Source organism: Roseovarius sp. Pro17 (genome assembly GCF_035599575.1).
Taxonomy (GTDB): Bacteria; Pseudomonadota; Alphaproteobacteria; order Rhodobacterales; family Rhodobacteraceae; genus Roseovarius.
Genome location: NZ_CP141179.1, coordinates 1,098,733 through 1,119,190 on the forward strand (window position 1 = coordinate 1,098,733; position 20,458 = coordinate 1,119,190).

The following is a 20,458-nucleotide window of genomic DNA, read 5'->3' on the forward strand; positions in this document are numbered from 1 at the left end:
AAACGCTTGCCATTTCGTAGATCGGCGCGGCGCGGACGAGGTGTTTCCGAAACTTGACGGCAGGTCGCTGGTGAACGCTCCGGGAGGGATGGGCCTGATCAATGTAATCCTGAATGGCGCAGAATTGCCATCGACGGAAATCCGGCCCATGCGCATGCCCGGCTTTGCCAATTGGTTGCCGGAAGCCGAGGTGGCGAAGCTGGCCAACTGAGTGCGCAGCGCCTGAAGCAATTCTGTCGACGCAAACGAGGCAATTACTGTCGCAGAAATGCGTGGAGATATTGCTGAAACAATTGATCCGAAGGGGTGAAAGTCGCGCACATTCGGCCCCTCGGTGGGTGGGTTTCAGTAGACGGATCAGGGATGAAGGCAAGAAGTTCGCCTGCCTCTCTGACACTGCTATCTGCAGACAAAGAGACAGCCAACTGCGCCAGCCCGCGCTTTTATCCTGACGGCAAATTCGAGCGTCGCGGCAACAAGGCTCTGCAAGCTTCCCACCCAAGCGTTTCTCAGCGTAACATGCTTGGGAGCGGCAAGGGGACGTGTGATGGCTTATTATGACTTAGGTTCATATTCACGAAAGATTTCAACCACATCCCAGAATGCCCAAAAGTGGTTCGACCGCGGATTGACATGGACCTACGCATACAACCACGAAGAAGCCATCGCCTGTTTTCGCAAAGCGATGAGCGCGGACCCTGGATGCGCAATGGCGCATTGGGGCATCGGATATTGCGTCGGCCCCAATTATAACAAGCCATGGGAAACATTTGAGGACGACGAAAAACCTGAATGTATAGAGACGGCCCAATCCTCAATTGACGCCGCGAATGAACTGTTGGATCAGACCACACCGGTGGAACGCGCTTTGATCGAGGCGCTGCGCGCGCGCTATCCCGATACGTCGAACATTCAGGATTACGACCCTTGGAATAACGCCTTTGCGAATGCAATGCGCAAGGTCCATTCCAGATTTGCTGACGATCTGGATGTCTGCGCTGTTTTCGCTGAGGCGATCATGAATCGCACGCCTTGGCAGTTGTGGGATTTGCCCAGCGGCCAACCGGCCGAGGGTGCGGGCACTCTTGAAGCAGTCGCTTTGCTGGAGAATGCGTTTCAGGCACTGCAGGGGGCTTGGCAGCATGCGGGCCTGTTGCACATGTATATTCACCTCATGGAGATGTCTCCCCATCCAGAAAAGGCCCTGCGCCACGGCGATGCTCTGACAACCCTTGTGCCCGATGCGGGGCATTTGTTGCACATGCCAACCCATGTCGACGTGTTGTGTGGCGACTACATGAATGTTGTCTTGCGCAACCAAGCGGCGATCGTGGCAGACCAGAAATTCCTGGAACGAGAAGGTGCTGACAACTTCTACTCGGTTTATCGGTGCCACAATTACCATTTCACGATTTACGGCGCGATGTTCCTGGGCCAACCCATTGTAGCGTTAGAGACTGCCGACGAGTTGATTGCCACCTTGCCTTCAGACACTTTGCGTCCGATGGCCGACTGGTTCGAGGCCTTCATTTCAATGAAGCAGCATGTTTTCATCCGGTTTGGGCGCTGGCAGGACATATTGGATCAGGATCTGCCTGACGACGAAGGGTTGTATTGTGTGACCCTAGCCATGATGCGCTATGCTCGCACGGTTGCCTTGGCAAACCTGCATCGGATCAACAAGGCGGACGCAGAAAGGGCAAAGTTTTACACGGCGCTGGATCGCGTGCCGAGCAGCCGGATGTTGTTTAACAATACCTGCAGGGACATCTTGAGAGTCGCGGAACAGATGATGCTGGGAGAGCTTGCGTATCACAAAGGCGATCACAAAGCCGCCTTTGATCACCTTCGCCGGTCTGTCGAGATTGATGACAACATGCCCTACGACGAACCGTGGGGCTGGATGCAGCCAACCCGCCATGCGCTGGGCGCGCTTTTGTTGGAGCAGGGTCAGGTCGAAGAAGCTGAAGCTGTCTATCGGGCTGATCTCGGGCTTGACGCGACCTTGGGTCGAGCGTGCCAGCATCCGGGAAATGTCTGGAGTCTCCATGGCTTGCACGAATGCCTTAACCTGCGCGGAGAAGCCATCGAAGCGGCGCATATCAAGCTCCAACTTGAAAAGGCAATCGCGCGCGCCGAAGTGCCCATTAGGGCCTCATGTTACTGTCGCCAATAATAGATAACGGCGTCTTGGGTGCCGTTCGATTTGTCCATTCCACGCTTTTTTGCAGCTTCCCCCGAGTTAATTTAGGTAGCAGATTTGCCGCCCTGCTGTCGGCCACGTCTGGCGCGACGGCAGGCCCCCGGTTTATGTGCGCATCGTTAGACCGTAACCCCGATGCACTTCGGTTTGGATGGCAAGCGTCGTCACAATATCCGTTTTGCCGCTTGCACGAACTCAAGCTCTGGGAAGTGCTACGTTGATGACGACTGATAGCATTGGAAAAGCTGCGCCGCGCAACCCGAGAGGGGCCCAGAGGCATCTGACAGCCATTACTCGTCAGAAAATCCGTCTCTTGGCGCACAGGATTGGCGGCCGCTCGTTGGGAAAGTGGTAAACTTTGAGACGGCTCCATGGTAGAGTGGGGTAATAGTGGATGGAGGAAGATATGCGCTACATCACGATTACCACATGGGAGATTGCGGACGGGGTTAACTATAACTTTGCCCTGCGCGCTATCGAAGAAAAGCGTCTTCCCGCATTAAAAGAATTTGGGGCAAGCCGCGTCACAGTGGTCCGCACCAGTGAACGGACCAGTGCGGTTATCACCGAATGGCCGGACAAATTCACCAGGGACGCAGCCGAGTTGAAGATCGACGAGGTGCGCAGATCGGTCCACCGAGAGGATCAAACTCGGATGGCGGGCGAGATGAAGGGCGAGATAGTAGCCGACATTTGACACGCTCATTCAACCGTCGCGCAACGCTTGCGAGTGGCAATTCTTGAAATGCGGTCTTGGCCTCCTGATCGTTCAAAGGCTGCGCCGTCTATGAATTGCCACTACGGGATTGCTATACTGCAGCATTGGATCGACCGGGAAAAGGCAGCTAAAAACCGGGTGCGTTACGATTTTGGCGCATACGCTAGGTGTTCTGTATTGCCGGGGATGAATGACGTCAATAGACGCTGTCCCATCATTCGACAACACCTCCGCTCGCGATCACATTCCTGTGCGCAATCAGTCGAAGTAGCGCACAAGCTGGCTGGCAGCGCGAAAAATATCGATCAGCAGATCAATCACTTCGTCGTCGAGCAGGAGCGCGTCCGGCAGGTCTTGGCGACATCCCAAGCCGACCATTTTCAGATAGGGCGCAGCGGGATCGCTACTCTCAAAGCCGTCCGGCATAGTGCCCAAGGCCTTTCGTGTGACCAATCCATCTGGAAAAGCCGCCTTGAACTCAGGATCGACCAAGATGTCTTTCAGGCCATCCGGATCATCGACCAGACGCTGTCGCAACCGTGCCAGCGGCTCCTTGGAGGGTTGGAAAAGCGCGGCGCCCGCATAGCAATTTCCGGGCTCGATATGCAGGTAGTATCCAAAGTCCTCGGACGGATGACCGGCATTGGCAAAAACATCCACACCCGCGCGATATAGATCACGTCCGACGCGATCCCGCGGCTCTTGGAAGAACTTGGTGTAGCTTTGCTTTGGTTTGATCCCCGCCTCTGCCACGAAAGGATCAAAGCGATCAGCATAGTCGTACAATGTCGTCGCGATGCCCGTGAAATTGCGCATGGCGTCGTCGCGCGCGTCACGGTTTGCGTCCATCCAGGCTTTGCGGTTGTTCATTGCGAGATCTGCAAGGAACGTAAATGTTTCTGGCTCTACCATGGGCGCAACTCCTGTTTCGCAGCTACCGCGAGGCTTGTCTGCGTTCGGGTAACATCCTTGTAAGGTTAATTCAGAACATCGGCCATCGGTTTTCTGGCGCGAAAGCACGAACGGAATGTAGCGGCTTTGGTACATTTTTTTGCCCAATGAACGGCATGGCCGCATTCATAAATACCCGATCGAGATTCTCGTACACGGGTCTTAGCCCCCGGAGGACGTGGTCAAGGCGTCCCAAGGGGATGTTTCTGTCGAGCGTGACAAGATTTTTCAATCTTACTTTGTGGCTCGCCCGCCTTCTGTCCAATTGGAAAGTCACAGGATGAAGGCAGGCCACCGAAGCCAATGAAGAGGCCAGGCGAGGCATTGACGAAGGTCAGGCAAACAATGTTGCGCTTAAGTGAGGGTAGGCGAGCGTGGTAAGTGTGTGGTTGTCAATTTCTACGCGCCCGTAACGCTATGAAATCGCTTGGAATATGGGGGTTTTGCCAGATTGGCGGAGGAGGTGGGATTCGAACCCACGGAGGACTTACACCCTCGTCGGTTTTCAAGACCGGTGCATTCGACCACTCTGCCACTCCTCCGACGAAGGTTGTTTAGGGGGCTTGGCGCGATTCTGAAAGTGCCTCTTTTGCCAAGCGTCACAGAACGCATCCGCACGCGTCCGCGCATCAATGCCGCAAAGGGGATTTCCGCCGAATTGGCACTGCGCGCTTTTCTTGGTGGGCGCGAGTGGATAGAGTGCGCGCACGCGGCAAAGACTGCGGTGGCAGGCGAAATCCGGCCCGAGTGCGCGCAGACGCGTTGGGGGCGGAGCGGTTCGGCAGAACGGGCGCAGGAAATGGGCAAGGGGCAGATCATGGGTATTTTTCGGGCGGGCGATGCGCAGAAGTGGCGCAATGCGGCGCTGGGCGGTGTGGCGCTGGTGGCTTTTGGGGCGCTGGCAGGCTGTGAGGGAACGGAAGGCGGTGGCCTGTTCAAGGCCAAAGCCAAGTCCGAATCTGCGTCGGTATCGGGCGATGCATCCTCGGTTCGGCTGGTCGAGCGTGACGTCGAGGCGCCCGAGGTATTTCAGGTCACCGACAAAGGGCTATGGGACGGGCGTCCATCGTTGGGCGGTGTCTGGGTCGCGCATCCTGATGTCACGGACCCCGAGCGCGTCATCATCCGCAATACCGCCAATTCGAAATTCGTCATCGGCGCGCTGTTCCGGCGCGAGCGGGCTAATCCCGGTCCGGCCTTTCAGGTCTCGTCCGATGCCGCCGCCGCACTCGGAATGCTGGCCGGTGCGCCCGCGCAGATAAACGTGACTGCCCTGCGCCGCGAAGAGGCGCCTGAGCCTGTTGCCGGGTCCGCAGACGGCGCGCAAACGCTGACGCCGGGCACGATTGAGACCAGCAGCCTTGATCCGGTTGAGGGGGCGGCCGCAGCCGCCATCGATGCGGCAGATGTCGTAAACCCACCTGCCGCCAACGTGCCGCAGCCCGAAAAGGTCGCGGTAGCCGCCCCGGTGAAATCGTCGCTGGACCGGCCCTACCTCCAGATAGGTATTTTCAGCGTCGAAGAGAACGCCGAGAATACCGCCACCGCCATGCGCCAGGCCGGCATGGTGCCGACCGTGCGCAAGGATGGCAGTCAGGGCAAGACGTTCTGGCGTGTCATCGTCGGCCCCGCCGCCGATGAAAGCGAGCGCGCAGCACTGTTGAAAAAAATCAAGGGTATCGGATTCGACGACGCCTATGCCGTGAGCAACTGAGACTGACCAGTCAGAACCAGAAAACCAGACCCAGACAGACGGAGCGTAACGCAAAACCATGCACAGAGCCCGGAACCACACCATGCAAACCTACCTCAAAGCCGCCCTTACGGCCCTCGCGATGGCGTGCCTTGCGCTGCCCGCCGCCGCCTTCGATACGGCGGCCAAGGCGGCCTATGTCGTCGATCTGGGAACGGGCACCGTGCTGCTGACCAAGAACGCCGATCAGCCTCTGCCGCCGGCGTCGATGTCCAAGCTGATGACGCTCTATGTCGCATTTGAGGCGATCCGCGACGGGCGTCTGTCGCTGGACGAAAAGCTGCCCGTGTCACGCCACGCGATGAGCTACAAGGGCTCGACCATGTTCCTAGACACGACCGACCGGGTATCGGTCGAGGATCTGTTGCGCGGGATCATCGTGCTGTCAGGCAACGACGCCTGCGTCGTGATCGCCGAGGCGCTCAGCCCCGATGGCACCGAGGCGGGGTTCGCCCGCTTTATGACGCAGCGCGCGCAAAAGATGGGCATGACCAATTCGACCTTTGCCAATTCGAACGGTTGGCCCGCACCGGACCACCGCATGAGTATGCGCGATCTGGCGCTGCTGACGCGCAATATCATCGTCGATTTCCCGCAATTCTATCCGATGTTCGCCGAAACCGAATTTGCTTTCGACGGGCGCGCGCCGCAGAACACGCAGAACCGCAATCCGCTGCTTAGCCTTGGCATCGGGGCCGACGGACTGAAAACCGGGCATACGCAGGCAGCGGGCTATGGCCTTGTCGGCTCGGCCAAGCAGGGCGAGCGGCGCGTGGTTTTTGTCCTGTCGGGGCTGGACACGCCGCAGGCGCGGGCCGAGGACGCCGAGGCCATCGTTAACTGGGCCTTTCGCCAATTTGCTGAAAACACGCTGGTAACTGCAGGGAGGGACGTGGCGCAGGCTGATGTCTGGATGGGCGATGTGCCGACGGTGGGGCTCGTCACGGCGGCCGATCTGACCATGCTGCTGCCCGTTCTGGGCGGCGACACTGTCAAGGCCGAGGTCATCTATACCGGCCCCTTGCAGGCCCCCATCGAAGCGGGCGCGCAGGTGGCCGAACTTGTCGTGACGCCCGACGGGATGCCCGAGACACGCGTGCCGCTTTTGGCTGCGTCGAACGTGGCGCGTGGCGGATTTACCGCACGTCTCAAGACGGTGTCCGGCATCTTGCTCAAGCGGTTGCAGCAGGGGCCTGAGGGCACGCTGTGAGCGCTGGCCTTTTCGTCAGCTTTGAAGGCATCGACGGGTCGGGCAAATCCACGCAGGCGCGAATGCTGCATGATCAACTGCTGTCCGAGGGCCATGACGCCATCCTCACACGCGAGCCGGGTGGTAGCCCCGGTGCCGAGGAAATTCGCGCGCTTGTGCTGAACGGTGCGCCTGATCGCTGGTCGCCCGAAACCGAGCTGTTGTTGTTTACCGCCGCGCGCCGCGATCATCTAGAGCGCACCGTGCGCCCGGCGCTGGCCACAGGTCGCATTGTGATCTGCGACCGCTTTGCCGACTCGACCCGCATGTATCAGGGCCTGCGCGGTGGCGGGCTGCGTGCGCAGGTCGATGCGCTGCATGATCTGATGATCGGGCAAGAGCCTGACGTTACCATCCTGATCGATGTCGACGCGGATGCAGGTCTTGCCCGTGCCGTGGCGCGGGGTGGCGGCGAGGATCGTTTCGAGGCGTTCGGCGGCGGTCTTCAGGCGCAGATGCGGCAGGGTTTTCTGGCGCTGGCTCAGGAGTTTGCGGATCGTTTCCGCGTGATCGACGGGGCGCGTGATATGGACGCAGTCGCCGCTGACGTGCGCGCCGCCGTGGCGGAGCGGTTGGCATGACTAGCGAGACGCGCCAGCCCGACCGCATCGAAGGTGCGCCGCACCCACGCGAAACGCTGCGCCTGATCGGGCAGGGCGCCGCCGAGGCCGCGTTTCTCGATGCATTCAACGGTGACCGGCTGCATCACGCATGGCTGGTGACGGGCGCGCGCGGTGTGGGCAAGGCGACATTCGCATGGCGCGCTGCGCGGTTCCTGCTGGCCCATGACGAGGCGGGCGGCATGTTCGGTGCCGATACACCCAGCAGCCTCGACATCTCGCCCGATCATCCGATCGCGCGCCGGATGCTGGCGCGATCCGAGCCGCAGCTATTTCACATCACCCGCAGCATCAACGACAAGACGGATCGCCTGCGCGACATGATCGTGGCCGATGATGTGCGCAGCCTGCATAACTTTCTGTCGCTCTCCAGCGCAGATGGCGGACGGCGCGCGGTTATTATCGACAGCGCCGACGAGATGAACGTGCAGGCCGCCAACTCCTTGCTGAAAATGCTGGAGGAGCCGCCCGCGCGCACCACGCTTTTCCTGATCAGCCACCAGCCCTCCGGCCTTTTGCCGACCATCCGCTCGCGCTGCCGCGAGTTGCGCCTGCCGCCGCTAAGTGCGGAAGACATGGCGCAAGCCCTGACGCAGGCCGGGATCGAGCAGGGCGACGACACACAGGCGCTGGCGGCGCTGTCGGGCGGCTCCGTCGGCGAGGCGGTGCGCCTGATCAATCTGGACGGGCTGAAACTCTACGCCGATCTGATCCAGCTCTTTGCCGATCTGCCCAATATCGATCGCCCCCGTGCGCTGGCATTGGCAAACGCAGCAGGGCAACGTGGCGCAGAGGATCGGCTGAACCTGCTGATCTGGCTTATCGAGCTGATGCTGGGCCGCATGGCGCAAACGGGCGCGACCGGCACGGCGCCCAGCCCCGAAGGTGCACCGGGCGAGGCGCGGATGCTGGCCCGCGCCGCGCCCGATTTGAATGCTGCGCGCGCGTGGGCCGACTGCGCGCAGGACGTGGGCGCGCGAATGCGTAATGGCCGGGCGGTCAACCTTGACCCTGCTTCGCTGGTCCTAGATACCGTGTTCAGAATACAAAAGACGGCGGAGCATCAGCCCGCCTGAAGGGCCGACATGCACGACGTTCAGATCACCGATAGCCATTGCCACCTCGATTTCCCCGACTTCGCCGAAGAGCTGCCGCAGGTGATCGAGCGTGCCGTTGCGGCAGGCGTCACGCGCATGGTCACAATCTGCACCAAGCTGCACCTAGAGCCGCAGGTGCGCGCCATCGCCGAGGCGCACGCGCCGGTTTTCTATGCCGCAGGCACGCATCCAATGAGCGTGGCGGATCAGCCGCTGGCCACCGCCGATCAGCTGATAGCACTGGCGCAGCATCCCAAATTCGTGGGCATCGGTGAGACCGGGCTGGATTACCACTACACCGCCGAGAGTGCCGATGTGCAGCAGACCTCTCTGCGCACCCATATCGCCGCCGCGCGGGACACCAGTTTGCCACTGATAATCCATGCGCGGGACGCCGATGACGACATGGCGCGTATCCTTGGCGAAGAGTATCGAAACGGCGCCTATACCTGCGTCATGCATTGCTTCAGCTCTGGTGCGGAACTGGCGCGCAAGGCGCTGGATCTGGGGTTCTACCTTAGCATGTCGGGCATTGCCGCCTTTCCCAAAAGCCAAGCAATCCGCGACATATTCGCCGCCGCCCCGCGCGACCGGATACTGGTGGAAACCGATGCGCCCTACCTCGCCCCGCCGCCCCATCGCGGCCGCCGCAATGAGCCTGCCTATACGCTGCACACAGCGCAAAGAGGTGCCGAGACGATGGGCATGGACTGGCCCGAGTTCGCGGCCCAGACGCAGGCGAATTTTGACCGGCTATTTACGAAGGTTGCAGCTTACACGGGGCAGGGCTGATGGCGACGCGCCGCTTCATCATCCTCGGGTGTGGGTCGTCCGGCGGCGTGCCGCGTCTTGCCGATATGCCCGGCGGAAGCTGGGGCGATTGCGATCCCAAAGAGCCGCGCAACCGGCGCACGCGCTGCTCGGTCCTGATCGAGCAGGAAGGCGATGATGGCGGCCTGACCCGCATCCTGATCGACACATCGCCCGACATGCGCGAGCAGCTCTTGCGCCACGGAGTCGGCACGCTGGACGCGGTGGTGTTTACTCATAGCCACGCCGATCACTGCCATGGGTTGGACGATCTGCGCATCGTGGTCTTCAACATGGCTGGCCGCCTGCCGGTCTGGGCCGATCCTGCAACGCGCGATGCGCTGGTCGATCGATTCAACTACGCGTTCGAGCGCCCTGTTGGGTCCAGTTATCCGCCCATCCTCGACATGCACACCATAGAGGGTGACGTGACGATTACCGGTGCTGGCGGGGCTGTCACGCTGTCACCGTTTCAGGTCGAACATGGCGCTATCGACGCGCTGGGATTCCGCATCGGCGATGTCGCATATCTGCCCGACGTAGCGAGTATGTCCGAGGAATGCTGGGCCAAGGTGCAGGGCCTCGACACCTGGATACTCGACGCGCTGCGCCGCAAGCCGCATCCGACGCATATCCATCTGGAACGTAGCCTCGAATGGCTGGCGCGCGCAGCACCCCGCCGTGGCATCATCACCAACATGCACACCGACATGGATTACCGCACGCTTAAGGCCGAGGTGCCGGAGGGCATCGACGTGGCCTATGATGGCATGACGCTTTCATTCGAGATTCAGGGCGAGGTCTGAGGGTTTGAGCGCGCTATTGGATGTCGTCCTGCCGGTCTTTGTCGTGATTGGGGCTGGGTATCTGGTGGTCTGGATGGGCTGGTTCGCGCAGTCGGGCGTCGATGGGTTGATCCGGTTCACGCAGAACTTTGCCATTCCCTGCCTGCTGTTCACCGCCATCTCGCAACTCGATCTGGCGCAGAGCTTTAACGCGCCACTCCTGATCAGCTTTTACGTGGGGGCACTGGCGGGCTTTGCCCTTGGGACGTTTGGCGCGCGCGTGATCTTTGGTCGCCCTTGGGATCAGGCCATCGCCATCGGCTTTTGTTGCCTCTTTTCCAACACCGTCCTTCTGGGCCTGCCCATAACCGAGAGGGCCTACGGCACCGATGCCCTCTCGGCCAACTTTGCCATCATCGCGCTGCATTCGCCATTTTGCTACGGCGTCGGTATTACCGCGATGGAGATCGTGCGCGCCCGCGAAACTGCCGCTGGCGGCGTCGCGCGCAAGGTGCTGAAGGCGATATTTTCCAACGCGCTGATCATCGGAATCGGCCTCGGTTTTATCGTCAATATAAGCGGCCTGTCGCTGCCCGCCACCATGCAGGAGGGGCTGGACCTAATCTCTGGCGCGGCACTGCCTGCCGCGCTCTTTGGCCTTGGCGGAGTGCTGGTGCAGTACCGCCCTGAGGGCGATCTGCGGGTGATTGCGATGGTTTGTGCCGTATCGCTGGTGGTGCATCCCGCGATCACGCTGGGGCTTGGGACGCTGTTTAACCTGCCAGCAGGTGCGATGCGCAGCGCGGTTTTGACCGGGGCGATGGCACCGGGGGTCAACGCTTACATATTCGCCAACATGTATGGCGCCGCGCGCCGCGTCGCCGCGTCGGCGGTCCTGATCGGAACGGCGCTGTCAATCCTGTCGGCGTGGGTCTGGCTGGGGATGCTGCCCTAAGCCAACCTCATGTTGCAGTGGCAGACTGCCAGCGATAAGGCTCGGCCACACCCTTATCAAGGAGCGCGTCATGCGCAGCACTGCCGACCGCATCCGTCATGCGCTGATCTTTGAGGGTTTGGGCCTCGCCATCGTTGTGCCTGTCGGCGGCTGGGCGTTTGGCCTGCCGATCCAAGACATGGGCATTGTCGCCGTTGTCAGCGCCACTCTGGCGACGCTGTGGACCTACCTATACAACCTGATATTTGATCGCGTGATGCACGCCCGCGTGGGACATACGCAGAAAGGTCTGGGCCTGCGGGTGATCCATTCGATCCTGTTCGAATTCGGTTTGTTGCTGGTGCTGATGCCCTTTATCGCGTGGTATCTGAGGATTAGCCTGATCGACGCGTTCTGGATGGATATCGCCTTTGCATTGTTCTACCTCGTTTATGCGTTCATCTATAACTGGCTCTACGACGTCATATTCCCGATCCCCGGCGAGGCCCGCGTGCGTCAGTCCTGATCGCGCGGCGCGCCGCCGGTAAAGGCGTTTGGCCCGTGGTAGTTGCACGGGCTTTCCGTCATTTCCAGATGCAGCCCCTCACCGCGATATGGGTGCGCGCGCGCCAGATCCTCATCCACCTCGATGCCAAGGCCGGGGGTATCCGGCACGGTGATATAACCGTTCTCGATGCGGATTGAATCGCGGATCAGGTCGCGGTGGAATTCGGTGTCGATGGTTTCCGCCATCAAGAGGTTTGGGATAGAGGCCGCCAGCTGCACATTCGCCGCCCACTCAATAGGCCCGGCATAAAGATGCGGCGCGATCTGCGCGTTATAGACCTCGGCCATAGCCGCTATTTTCTTGCACTCCCAGATACCTCCAGCGCGGCCCAACGCGGGTTGCAGGATGCTGGCGGCACCTTCGCGCAGGACGGGCGCGAATTCGGCCTTGGTACACAGGCGCTCGCCTGTGGCGATGGGCAGGCCGGTGGCCGCCGCGACGCGCGCCATGGCGGCGACATTGTCAGGCGGAATGGGTTCCTCGTACCAGAGCGGGTCATAGGGCGCGATGGCGCGGCCCAGCCGAATTGCGCCTGCGGTCGTGAATTGCCCATGCGTGCCAAACAGCAGATCGGCGCGATTGCCCACTGCGTCGCGTATGGCGGCGCAGAATTGCACGGATTGCTCGATATCCCTGAGCGACGGCATGTGCCCGCCGCGCAAGGTATAAGGGCCTGCGGGATCAAACTTGACCGCAGTATAGCCCTCATCCACCAACTCGGCCGCGCTTTCGGCGGCCATGTCGGGCGAGGACCAGAACTGATCCTCGTCATGATGGGGCAGGGGATAGAGGTAGCTGTAGGCGCGGATGCGATCATTCATGCGCCCACCCAGCAGGGCATGGACCGGGCGATTTCGCGCCTTGCCGAGGATATCCCAGCAGGCGATTTCCAGCCCTGAAAATGCGCCCATGACGGTCAGGTCGGGTCGCTGGGTGAAGCCGGAGGAATAGACGCGGCGGAACATCATCTCGATATTCTCGGGGTTCTCGCCGGCCATGTGCCGCTCAAACACGTCCTCGATCACGGCGCGCATCGCTTCGGGACCGACGGAGGCCGCATAGCATTCGCCCCAGCCGGTAATGCCCGTGTCGGTGCGCACCTTGACGAGAATCCAGTAGCGCCCACCCCAGCCGGGGGCGGGGGGCGCGGTCACGATGATGTCGAGGGTAGATAGGCGCATGAGGTATCCTTAGTCGTGCAGGCGCATATGGGCGACGATCTGGCCATGGTCCGAGGCCAGCTTGTTATAGGGCGCCTCGGGGTGGCTGCCGTCGGTCAAATGGTCATTGAGGGCGCTGAAATACGTCATCTCGCCGAGGCGCGCGTCATGATCGGGATGGAAATGTCGCGACATATAGATCTGGTCGATGGATTCGAACACACCGCCAAAGGCAGACGTATAAACCATGTCGCGCGCGCTTTTGCGCACGAACATCTTCTCGGCAGAGTGCAGGCGCACCGCCTCGACATCCTCGGTGATCTGCCGGTGCTCTTCCTCGCTATAGCGATCACCTGCGTTTTGCGCGTCGTGGCGCAGCATCCATTGGTAGTTTTTGAACGGCGCCTCGCCTGCGATGATCTCGGAACTGACGGCGTGTTCGCCATCGTTGAAATCGCCCATGACCATGACGGGATGACCTGCGTTTAATTCGTCCACGATAAGCGCGCGTAGCACCCAAGCCTCGGCCATGCGGCGGATCGCAGCGCGCAGGCTGCCCATGGCGCGGCCAATGGGATCATAATGGGTGAGGTCGGCCTCGGGGGCGTATTCCGCACCTTCGGGCGTGATGTATTCGCCCAGCTTGGATTTCAGGTGGCAGTTAAAGACGGTGATTATCTGCTCGCCCACCGGCACGCGCACCTTCAGGATGGGGCGCGACAGGCGGCGCAGCGTGAACTGGCCAGCGTCGCCTTCCAGCCCGCGCAGGGGTGAAAATGGAATGGTGAGCGGCTGCGCGAGGTCCTGAATGATTTCAGGTTCGCCGACAAATCCCAACCGCGACAGGATGGCCAGGCCGGGCCGCCGCTTGCCCGGCGTGCCGTCATCGGCGGCATTGGGAGCAAAGGCGAGGGCCGCGCCCGCATAAGGCTCGACGCTGAGTTTGCGGAAAATGACCTTGCGGTGATAGCGCTTGGATTTATCCGGCACTGACGCGGCGTTCAGGATTTCGGCGCGCCGACTTGCCTCGTCTATCACGGCGCGCAGCGGCTCTTCTTCGAATATCTCTTGAAACCCGACGATATCGGCGTCCATAGTCAGCAGTTGATCGGCCAGCCAATCCTCTTTCCACGCGTACTCCTCGGGCGTGTAGGTCTGGAATTTATAGTATTCCTTGTCCGGCCCGATCAGGTTCTTGACGTTGAAACTGCCGATGGTGAACTCGGTCATTCAAGGCCCCCATAGCTGCTCAGCGCGCGCTGGAACACGTTTGCATCCACGTTGCCGCCAGATATGGTGACGATCACGTCGTCGCCGGTCATCTGATCTGGACGGAACAGCGCCGCAGCCAGCGCCACCGCGCCGCCGGGTTCGGCCACCAGTTTCAGGCGGCCCCATGCCAGCGCCATGGCGTGCAACGCTTCCTCTTCGGAAACGACCAGACCGGGGCCGCACAGGCGGCGCATGATCGGGAACGTGATGTCGCCCGGCTGCGGCGTGATGATCGCATCGCAGAGGCCACCGGAGATGCGCGTGTTGGCCCGGATTTCGCCCGATGCCAGCGACCGGGTCACATCGTCGAATTCTTCTGGCTCGCAGGGGCGGGCGGTCAGGCCGGGTGCTTCGGCCTCCAGCGCCAGCGCGATGCCCGAGGTCAGGCCACCGCCGCCGCAGCAGACCAGAACGTCAGCGCGCGCGATGCCGCGCAGCGCCGCGTCCTCGGCAATTTCAAGACCTGTCGTGCCCTGACCCGCGATCACTTGCGGCTCGTCATAGGGGCGGATCAGGGTGAGATTGCGCTCGGCCTTCAATTGCGCGCCCAGTTCATCGCGGCTTTCGCCTGCGACGCGGTCATAGAGCACGACTTCGGCGCCCAAAGCGCGGGTGTTGGCGATCTTCATGCTGGGCGCGTCGGCGGGCATGACAATGAGTGCCGGCACGTCATGCTGCGCAGCGGCCAGCGCCACGCCCTGCGCATGATTGCCCGAGGAAAAGGCCAGCACGCCACGCGCGCGCGTGGCATTATCCAGCGCCGAGACGGCGGCATACCCGCCACGATACTTGAAGCTGCCGGTATGTTGCAGGCACTCCGGCTTGACCCAGACACGCCGCCCGGCGATGCGATCAAGGAAGGGTGAGGATAGCAAGGGGGTGCGCCGCGCATGCCCCTTGAGGCGGGCGGCGGCGGCGCGGATCATGTCGATATCGCTCATGCGTGGTCTTTCAGATGGGTGAGGATTCCGTTTAGCGCCTCGGCTTCGTCGAGGAACGGCACATGGCCGCGATCCGGCACCGTGACGGCGCGCATGTCTGGTGCGCGGGCCTGCATCCGGCTGAGGATATCCGCGTTCAAGATGTCGGAATTCGCGCCATGCAGCACGGTCAGCGGCAGTGTCGCCAGTTCATCCCATAAGTCCCAGAGATCAGGAACCGGGCCAGCGCCCGCCTGACCGATCAGCGCCTCGCGCAGGCGCGGATCATAGCGCAGGTCCAGCCCATCCTTGCGCTGGGCCCAGATCAGCTCGGCATGTATGCGCCAGCGGTCGCGCGTGACACGCGGAAAGCGCGGCTCCTGCGCGGCCTTCAGCCCATCGGCCGCCGCGTCGTAGTCGGGAAAATTCGGTCGCTGGCCGACAAACTCCATGATCCGGTCCAGGCCTCCGGGGGCGATCTCGGGGCCGATATCGTTGAGGATCGCGCCGCTCAGCCGTTGGGGCTGCGTCGCCCCTAGCAGCATCGCAATCAGCCCGCCGCGCGAGGTGCCAAGGATCGTGGCGCGCGCAATTCCCAGATGATCCAGCAGAGCGATTGCATCCGCCGCCTCCTGAGGGACGCAATAGGTCGTGATGTCATCCGCGTAATCCGAGCAGCCTCGCCCGCGATAATCCATGCGGATCACGCGGTATCCGGCCAGAAACGGCATCACAAAGCGAAAATCGCCCGAATTGCGCGTCAGCCCGGCAAGGCAGAGGATCGCAGGGCCAGCACCCTCGTCGCTGTAATTCAGGCTCAGCCCGTCCGATGTGTCAAAGCGCGCCATTCAGACGCCTGCCAGTGCGGGGATGCGGCTTAGGTCCGGCAGGACATGCGCGGGCTTGCCCGGCAGACGCTCGACCGGCTCGCCCGCGCGATTGACCCAAGCGACGGTGAACCCGTAGGCCGCTGCCGCCGCTGCATCCCAGCCGTTGGAGGACACGAACAACACCTCGCCCGGCGCGCAGGCAAAGCGGCGACCGACCATGTCATAGACCGCGCTTGCGGGCTTGTAGATGCCGCACATTTCGACCGACAGAATATCGTCCAGATCGCCGCCGATACCGGCAGAGGTCACCGCCGCCGTCAGCATGTCGGGCGTGCCGTTCGACAGGATCGCGGTGTTCAGCCCCGCCGCTTTCAATGCCCGCAGCATGGGGGCGACGTCGGGATAAGCCTCCAATTCGCGGTAGAGCGCGAGAAGGCGGGCGCGCAGGGCGGTATCGTCGATCCCCTCGGCCTCCAGCGCCCAATCAAGCGCATCCTCGGTGATGATCCAGAAATCGGCATGATCGTCCATGATCGTGCGCAGCCAAGTGTAGTGCAGCTGCCGCAGCCGCCAATTCTGTGCAATGCGCGGCCAGCATTCGGCCAGCTTTTCCTGCCCCGGTTCAGCGGCTGCGATGCGCGCGGCTGCGGCGACGTCCAACAACGTGCCATAGGCGTCGAAGATGCAGGTGGTGATCGGCATTGGCGCTCCGGGGCTTGGGTTCGGATCAGACTGGCATGGATGGAATGACCGCGAAAGGGTGGAAATGGGCAGGAGCGCGGGTGAGGGCCAGACGCGCGCCCGGTTCCCAGGGAAAACCTTCGTTTTGATACAGCCTCTTAGCGTCTTATTTGCGGCCACCCGTTTGCAATTGGCCGCCGCTGTTGCTACATCCGTCGTCAATTCACACAAGCACCCGCGCGCGGCGCGGCCTTGCCATTCAACTCATCCCAATAAAATCAGAACTGGAGTCTATCCATGACCGAAGTAAAAGCGGGCGATACTGTCCATATTCACTACACCGGCACACTGACCGACGGCACTGTCTTTGACAGCAGCGATGGGCGCGATCCGCTGGCATTCGAAGTCGGCTCGGGCCAGATCATCCCCGGCCTCGACACGGCGATCCCCGGCATGGCCATCGGCGAAAAGAAGAAAGTCGAAGTGCCCGCCGATCAGGCCTATGGTCAGGTCGACCCGAATGCAACGCAGCAAGTCCCGCGCGAGGGTATCCCCGCGGATATCCCGCTGGACCCGGGCACGCAGCTACAGGTGCAGACCGAAAACGGTCAGGTGCTGCCGGTGACCGTGGTGGAAGTGACCGAAGAGCATGTCACGCTTGACGCCAACCACGCGCTTGCGGGCAAAGACCTGACGTTTGACATCGAACTGGTCGCGATCGCCTAAGGGCGAAGTGGCGAACTGACTAACAATGCGAAAGGCCCCGGATGAAAATTCGGGGCTTTTTGCGATGGCAGGGCGTGTCTGCGCTTGAATTGGCCGGTGTGAGGCGAACTTGACACTTATCGGCATAGGGACAAACATTTGTTCCACGACATGACAAAGCGATAGATCGCCGCATGTCGTTGGTATCCTTGATGCATTACAACTGCCAAATGTCAGCCTGCGGTGCGGCAATGGCCACCAGCCGCGGGCCGCACCGCGTCGCAAATCGTTCTATCAAGCATCGTCTGACCCGCGCCCGGTCGCGCAACTCAGAGGGGGACGTTGTCGAACAACAAGTCCTCATCAGAATGCGATGGCATAAGCGTGGGTTTCTGCTGGGGCGTATATCTCTGCTGGGTAGCGTCGATCAGATTATACAAATGGCGCGCAGCGCGCTTCTTTTCCACTGTGCTGGCCGTAGCGATCTGACGTTCCAGTTCGCTCAAATTATCTTCAAGTGTAAGCGTTGTCATGGCAGCCTCGTTTCTACTAGCAGGTGACGTCAGGGACCCTTTCTAGGAAAGGTACCCTGACGGAAAAACCGACGGCACTCACGCTCAAAGCTGGTTGCAGACCTCAGTCCACACGCAGCTTTTCGCAGGAGCGCCGTCGAAAGACTTAGCGCGCGAGTCCCTCCCAAAGACTGATGCGCACGACTCAAATCTAGCTTCGGGAAAAGGGAACCGCATTGACGCACGTTAAGGTTGACCCTCTGCGGCGCGACATCGGCTGAAAGCTGCCGATCAGGATAGTTCGAGATAGCGGAAGGTCTGGCCGGAATGTTCGCATCGCCTTGTGCGACACGGCGGCCCGCATAGATGGCAGCCCAGCTTCTGCGGCCTTATTCATCGCTGGGAAGGGTCGGCCACTGTGTTCTCAGGACAGATCAAGGTAAGGCGTCTTAGCCATATCTCGGCTTAAATCCGCAACAGCACAGCCCCAGCGCGCCCGGGTGTCATCACTGCGTCGTGCGCCTTGGCGCAGTCTTGCAGGCTGTAAACCGTATCGATTGCAGGCGTCAGCGCGCCTGCTGACAGGGCCGAATGGAGGCGCGCGATGATCGTCTCGCGCTGGGTATCTGGCAGAAGGTAAATCAACGTGATGTCGATCTTGAGCGCCTTGAACAAAAACGCGCCAAAAGGCAGCGTCGGCGTCATATCCTTGCCCGAGCCATAGGCGGCAATCGTGCCGAGGGGCGCCATGACCTCGCCCAGAAGGGGCGCGTTCTGGCCGAATTCGACCTCGACGGCGCGGTCGATGCCTTCGCCGCCAGAGGCTTCGGTGATTTTCGAGGCCAGATCCGGGTCCGCGTAGTCCAACACAGCGTCGGCGCCGGTGCTGCGCACCCGCTCCATTCCGCCTGCGCTGCACGTCGCGATGACGCGCGCGCCGCCCCATTTGGCCAGTTGCACAGCGTTATGGCCGACCGCACCCGCACCGCCGCTGATCAGCAGGGTCTGGCCGGTGACGTCACCACCGCCAAACACGGTTTGCGCCGCTGTCAGGCCGGGTATGCCCAGCACGGCGCCGATTTGCGGGTCAAGGCCACTCGGCATCGCCACGGCCTGCGCCGCGGGCAGGCAGATGTATTCAGCCGCCGTGCCGAACGCGCGGTGCCACGCGCCGTTCCAGATCCAGACGGGCTGACCCAGGCGGGCTTGGTCCACGCCATCGCCCAAGGCGTCGATAACGCCCGCGCCGTCGGAATGGGGGATCACCTGCGGATAGGGCGGTTTGGTCACGCCGGGACGGGTGCCACTGCGTGCCTTGGCATCAGATGGATTCACGCCCGAGAATTGCAGCTTGACGCGGACCTCACCGGGGGCGGGGTCAGGCGTGGCGATTTCGCCCAGCTCGATCACGTCGGCGGCGGGGCCAAAGCGGTTATATAACGCGGCGCGCATCAGCTGCGGCGGCGCAGGCGGATTACCACGTCGACTGACGCGATCTCGGCGCCTTCGGGGGCATCGGGCAGGCGTGTGATTTCCAACTGGTCGGCAGGCGCGTCGCTGAGCCGGTTTTCGTCCTCCCAGTAGAAATGGGGGTGGTCGTGGGTGTTGGTGTCGAAATAGGATTTCGTGCCGTCCACGAGAACCTCCTGCATCAGCCCCGCGTCACAAAACGCGCGCAGCGTATTGTAGACGGTGGCCAGCGAAACGCTTTCGCCACATTTCTGCACATCGGCAAACAGGCTCTCGGCGGTGACGTGACGATGCTGGCCGTCGCCGATCAGCAGGCTGGCAAGCGCCACACGCTGGCGCGTCGGGCGCAGACCCGCGCCGGACAACCAATCGGTGCCGCGCTGTTCGGGGTGAGGGGATGCTGGGCGTGTCATGTGCTACCTGCGACTTACTCTCATTGAAACCATATAGGGCGCAATACCCCCGGAATTCAAACGAAAACGGGACAAATCATTCCAAATGCGCCCGCGCCTAGGCCGGGGCAATCCGCGCGGCCAGTCGGCGGGCTTGCAAGAACGCGCGCACGGATGCTAGAGGCATATGGCGCAATCGGGGCCCAAGACCAGTGCACCCCGCAACATCCTCTCGAAAGGGACCGCCTGAATGGCCGACTATCCGACGCACTTCGCAAAAGAAGACCTGCTGAAATGCGCCCGTGGCGAGCTTTTTGGCCCCGGAAACGCCCAGTTGCCCGAGCCGCCGATGCTGATGATGGATCGGATCACGGATGTCTCCTCCGATGGCGGAGCGCATGGCAAAGGCCACATCACTGCCGAATTCGATATCACGCCCGACCTGTGGTTCTTTGACTGCCATTTTCCGGGCAACCCGATCATGCCCGGCTGTCTTGGCCTTGATGGCCTTTGGCAACTGACCGGCTTTAACCTTGGCTGGCGCGGCTGGCAGGGGCGCGGTTATGCGCTGGGCGTGGGCGAGGTCAAACTGACCGGCATGGTGCGCCCAGACCGCAAGATGCTGACCTATCACGTCGATTTCACCAAGGCCGTGCAGAGCCGCCGCCTGACGATGGGCGTGGCCGATGGCCGGGTCGAAGCGGATGGTGAGGTGATCTACCTCGTCAAGGACATGAAGGTCGCGCTAAGCGAAAGCTGAGGGCAGGGGCCATTTACAGCGTTGCATCCGCGTCGCTCGCGAGGCACGCGAACGGGTTGCATCCAAAG

22 protein-coding genes and 1 tRNA gene are annotated in these 20,458 nt (G+C 61.5%); 13 read left to right on the forward strand and 10 right to left on the reverse strand.

All coding sequences use genetic code 11. From position 1 onward, the window contains the following. Window positions 1-70 precede the first annotated feature (70 nt). From U3654_RS05330 to U3654_RS05340, 3 genes are all read left to right on the forward strand, one after another. On the forward strand, window positions 71-211 hold the full coding sequence (locus U3654_RS05330) for a hypothetical protein (RefSeq protein WP_324754315.1): 141 nt from the start codon (window positions 71-73) through the stop codon (window positions 209-211). Between the two features lie 336 nt (window positions 212-547). Further along, window positions 548-2,176, forward strand: a complete 1,629-nt coding sequence (locus U3654_RS05335) for a hypothetical protein (protein ID WP_324754316.1) — start codon at window positions 548-550, stop codon at window positions 2,174-2,176. Between the two features lie 433 nt (window positions 2,177-2,609). Continuing rightward, window positions 2,610-2,900 (forward strand): hypothetical protein, encoded by a 291-nt coding sequence (locus U3654_RS05340; protein WP_324754317.1) that lies wholly within the window; start codon window positions 2,610-2,612, stop codon window positions 2,898-2,900. Window positions 2,901-3,179: 279 nt separating this feature from the next. Here U3654_RS05340 and U3654_RS05345 read toward each other — a convergent pair whose 3' ends face one another. Both U3654_RS05345 and U3654_RS05350 read right to left on the reverse strand, forming a co-directional pair. Next, window positions 3,180-3,833 (reverse strand): DUF2461 domain-containing protein, encoded by a 654-nt coding sequence (locus U3654_RS05345; protein ID WP_324754318.1) that lies wholly within the window; start codon window positions 3,831-3,833, stop codon window positions 3,180-3,182. 491 nt (window positions 3,834-4,324) lie between these two features. Continuing rightward, a tRNA-Ser gene (locus U3654_RS05350) sits at window positions 4,325-4,414 on the reverse strand. Between the two features lie 275 nt (window positions 4,415-4,689). On the opposite strand from U3654_RS05350, the gene U3654_RS05355 reads away from it, so the two are divergent. The 8 genes from U3654_RS05355 (at window position 4,690) to U3654_RS05390 (ending at window position 11,646) form a co-directional block, all read left to right on the forward strand. After that, window positions 4,690-5,586, forward strand: coding sequence for an SPOR domain-containing protein (locus U3654_RS05355; protein WP_416384585.1), 897 nt, complete (start codon window positions 4,690-4,692; stop codon window positions 5,584-5,586). A gap of 82 nt (window positions 5,587-5,668) precedes the next feature. Continuing rightward, window positions 5,669-6,835 (forward strand): D-alanyl-D-alanine carboxypeptidase family protein, encoded by a 1,167-nt coding sequence (locus U3654_RS05360; RefSeq protein ID WP_324754319.1) that lies wholly within the window; start codon window positions 5,669-5,671, stop codon window positions 6,833-6,835. Continuing rightward, window positions 6,832-7,455 carry a dTMP kinase gene (tmk, locus tag U3654_RS05365; protein WP_416384560.1) on the forward strand — a complete coding sequence of 208 codons (624 nt, stop codon included), beginning with the start codon at window positions 6,832-6,834 and terminating at the stop codon, window positions 7,453-7,455. Before U3654_RS05360 ends, tmk begins: the two co-directional genes overlap by 4 nt. Further along, the gene (locus U3654_RS05370; protein ID WP_324754320.1) at window positions 7,452-8,570 is read left to right on the forward strand and encodes a DNA polymerase III subunit delta'; all 1,119 of its coding nucleotides are present in this window, start codon (window positions 7,452-7,454) and stop codon (window positions 8,568-8,570) included. The genes tmk and U3654_RS05370 overlap by 4 nt, the downstream gene beginning before the upstream one ends. 9 nt (window positions 8,571-8,579) lie before the next feature. After that, window positions 8,580-9,383, forward strand: coding sequence for a TatD family hydrolase (locus U3654_RS05375; protein WP_324754321.1), 804 nt, complete (start codon window positions 8,580-8,582; stop codon window positions 9,381-9,383). Then, a complete protein-coding gene (locus U3654_RS05380) occupies window positions 9,383-10,207 on the forward strand; it encodes an MBL fold metallo-hydrolase (RefSeq protein WP_324754322.1) in 825 nt (274 codons plus the stop codon). The genes U3654_RS05375 and U3654_RS05380 overlap by 1 nt, the downstream gene beginning before the upstream one ends. Window positions 10,208-10,211: 4 nt before the next feature. Beyond that, window positions 10,212-11,141: an AEC family transporter gene (locus U3654_RS05385; RefSeq protein ID WP_324754323.1), complete on the forward strand. Its 930-nt coding sequence runs from the start codon at window positions 10,212-10,214 to the stop codon at window positions 11,139-11,141. Window positions 11,142-11,211: 70 nt separating this feature from the next. Further along, the gene (locus tag U3654_RS05390; protein ID WP_324754324.1) at window positions 11,212-11,646 is read left to right on the forward strand and encodes a PACE efflux transporter; all 435 of its coding nucleotides are present in this window, start codon (window positions 11,212-11,214) and stop codon (window positions 11,644-11,646) included. Here U3654_RS05390 and U3654_RS05395 read toward each other — a convergent pair. The 5 genes from U3654_RS05395 to U3654_RS05415 are packed head-to-tail and all read right to left on the reverse strand — an operon-like array spanning window position 11,637 to window position 16,572. Beyond that, window positions 11,637-12,869 (reverse strand): mandelate racemase/muconate lactonizing enzyme family protein, encoded by a 1,233-nt coding sequence (locus U3654_RS05395; protein ID WP_324754325.1) that lies wholly within the window; start codon window positions 12,867-12,869, stop codon window positions 11,637-11,639. The two genes, U3654_RS05390 and U3654_RS05395, sit on opposite strands and share 10 nt — an antisense overlap. Before the next feature lie 9 nt (window positions 12,870-12,878). Then, window positions 12,879-14,078, reverse strand: coding sequence for an endonuclease/exonuclease/phosphatase family protein (locus tag U3654_RS05400; RefSeq protein ID WP_324754326.1), 1,200 nt, complete (start codon window positions 14,076-14,078; stop codon window positions 12,879-12,881). Next, window positions 14,075-15,061, reverse strand: coding sequence for a threonine/serine dehydratase (locus tag U3654_RS05405; RefSeq protein WP_324754327.1), 987 nt, complete (start codon window positions 15,059-15,061; stop codon window positions 14,075-14,077). Before U3654_RS05405 ends, U3654_RS05400 begins: the two co-directional genes overlap by 4 nt. Beyond that, window positions 15,058-15,888: an alpha/beta hydrolase gene (locus U3654_RS05410; protein WP_324754328.1), complete on the reverse strand. Its 831-nt coding sequence runs from the start codon at window positions 15,886-15,888 to the stop codon at window positions 15,058-15,060. The genes U3654_RS05405 and U3654_RS05410 overlap by 4 nt, the downstream gene beginning before the upstream one ends. After that, a complete protein-coding gene (locus U3654_RS05415) occupies window positions 15,889-16,572 on the reverse strand; it encodes a haloacid dehalogenase type II (protein WP_324754329.1) in 684 nt (227 codons plus the stop codon). It lies immediately after the preceding gene. Between the two features lie 276 nt (window positions 16,573-16,848). On the opposite strand from U3654_RS05415, the gene U3654_RS05420 reads away from it, so the two are divergent. Next, the gene (locus U3654_RS05420) at window positions 16,849-17,277 is read left to right on the forward strand and encodes a peptidylprolyl isomerase (RefSeq protein ID WP_324754330.1); all 429 of its coding nucleotides are present in this window, start codon (window positions 16,849-16,851) and stop codon (window positions 17,275-17,277) included. A gap of 308 nt (window positions 17,278-17,585) precedes the next feature. On the opposite strand, the gene U3654_RS05425 is transcribed toward U3654_RS05420, so the two are convergent. The 3 genes from U3654_RS05425 to irrA form a co-directional block, all read right to left on the reverse strand. After that, window positions 17,586-17,789, reverse strand: a complete 204-nt coding sequence (locus U3654_RS05425; protein ID WP_324754331.1) for a hypothetical protein — start codon at window positions 17,787-17,789, stop codon at window positions 17,586-17,588. A gap of 444 nt (window positions 17,790-18,233) precedes the next feature. After that, on the reverse strand, window positions 18,234-19,220 hold the full coding sequence (locus U3654_RS05430) for an NADPH:quinone reductase (RefSeq protein ID WP_324754332.1): 987 nt from the start codon (window positions 19,218-19,220) through the stop codon (window positions 18,234-18,236). Then, on the reverse strand, window positions 19,220-19,651 hold the full coding sequence (gene irrA / locus U3654_RS05435) for an iron response transcriptional regulator IrrA (RefSeq protein WP_324754333.1): 432 nt from the start codon (window positions 19,649-19,651) through the stop codon (window positions 19,220-19,222). Before irrA ends, U3654_RS05430 begins: the two co-directional genes overlap by 1 nt. A 229-nt stretch (window positions 19,652-19,880) precedes the next feature. Here irrA and fabA point away from each other — a divergent pair, with 229 nt between their 5' ends. Next, entirely contained in the window at window positions 19,881-20,390 is a 510-nt protein-coding gene (gene fabA / locus U3654_RS05440; protein WP_324754334.1) for a bifunctional 3-hydroxydecanoyl-ACP dehydratase/trans-2-decenoyl-ACP isomerase, read from the forward strand. Window positions 20,391-20,458: the final 68 nt, after the last annotated feature.

Coding starts and splice junctions, on each gene's coding strand:
- irrA (WP_324754333.1), bottom strand. CDS start 19,651: ATGACACGCCCAGCATCCCCTCACCCCGAACAGCGCGGCACCGATTGG.
- U3654_RS05415 (WP_324754329.1), bottom strand. CDS start 16,572: ATGCCGATCACCACCTGCATCTTCGACGCCTATGGCACGTTGTTGGAC.
- U3654_RS05425 (WP_324754331.1), bottom strand. CDS start 17,789: ATGACAACGCTTACACTTGAAGATAATTTGAGCGAACTGGAACGTCAG.
- U3654_RS05335 (WP_324754316.1), top strand. CDS start 548: ATGGCTTATTATGACTTAGGTTCATATTCACGAAAGATTTCAACCACA.
- U3654_RS05410 (WP_324754328.1), bottom strand. CDS start 15,888: ATGGCGCGCTTTGACACATCGGACGGGCTGAGCCTGAATTACAGCGAC.
- U3654_RS05395 (WP_324754325.1), bottom strand. CDS start 12,869: ATGCGCCTATCTACCCTCGACATCATCGTGACCGCGCCCCCCGCCCCC.
- U3654_RS05375 (WP_324754321.1), top strand. CDS start 8,580: ATGCACGACGTTCAGATCACCGATAGCCATTGCCACCTCGATTTCCCC.
- fabA (WP_324754334.1), top strand. CDS start 19,881: ATGGCCGACTATCCGACGCACTTCGCAAAAGAAGACCTGCTGAAATGC.
- U3654_RS05405 (WP_324754327.1), bottom strand. CDS start 15,061: ATGAGCGATATCGACATGATCCGCGCCGCCGCCGCCCGCCTCAAGGGG.
- U3654_RS05380 (WP_324754322.1), top strand. CDS start 9,383: ATGGCGACGCGCCGCTTCATCATCCTCGGGTGTGGGTCGTCCGGCGGC.
- U3654_RS05420 (WP_324754330.1), top strand. CDS start 16,849: ATGACCGAAGTAAAAGCGGGCGATACTGTCCATATTCACTACACCGGC.
- U3654_RS05340 (WP_324754317.1), top strand. CDS start 2,610: ATGCGCTACATCACGATTACCACATGGGAGATTGCGGACGGGGTTAAC.
- U3654_RS05390 (WP_324754324.1), top strand. CDS start 11,212: ATGCGCAGCACTGCCGACCGCATCCGTCATGCGCTGATCTTTGAGGGT.
- U3654_RS05345 (WP_324754318.1), bottom strand. CDS start 3,833: ATGGTAGAGCCAGAAACATTTACGTTCCTTGCAGATCTCGCAATGAAC.
- U3654_RS05360 (WP_324754319.1), top strand. CDS start 5,669: ATGCAAACCTACCTCAAAGCCGCCCTTACGGCCCTCGCGATGGCGTGC.
- U3654_RS05400 (WP_324754326.1), bottom strand. CDS start 14,078: ATGACCGAGTTCACCATCGGCAGTTTCAACGTCAAGAACCTGATCGGG.
- U3654_RS05370 (WP_324754320.1), top strand. CDS start 7,452: ATGACTAGCGAGACGCGCCAGCCCGACCGCATCGAAGGTGCGCCGCAC.
- U3654_RS05430 (WP_324754332.1), bottom strand. CDS start 19,220: ATGCGCGCCGCGTTATATAACCGCTTTGGCCCCGCCGCCGACGTGATC.
- U3654_RS05355 (WP_416384585.1), top strand. CDS start 4,690: ATGGGTATTTTTCGGGCGGGCGATGCGCAGAAGTGGCGCAATGCGGCG.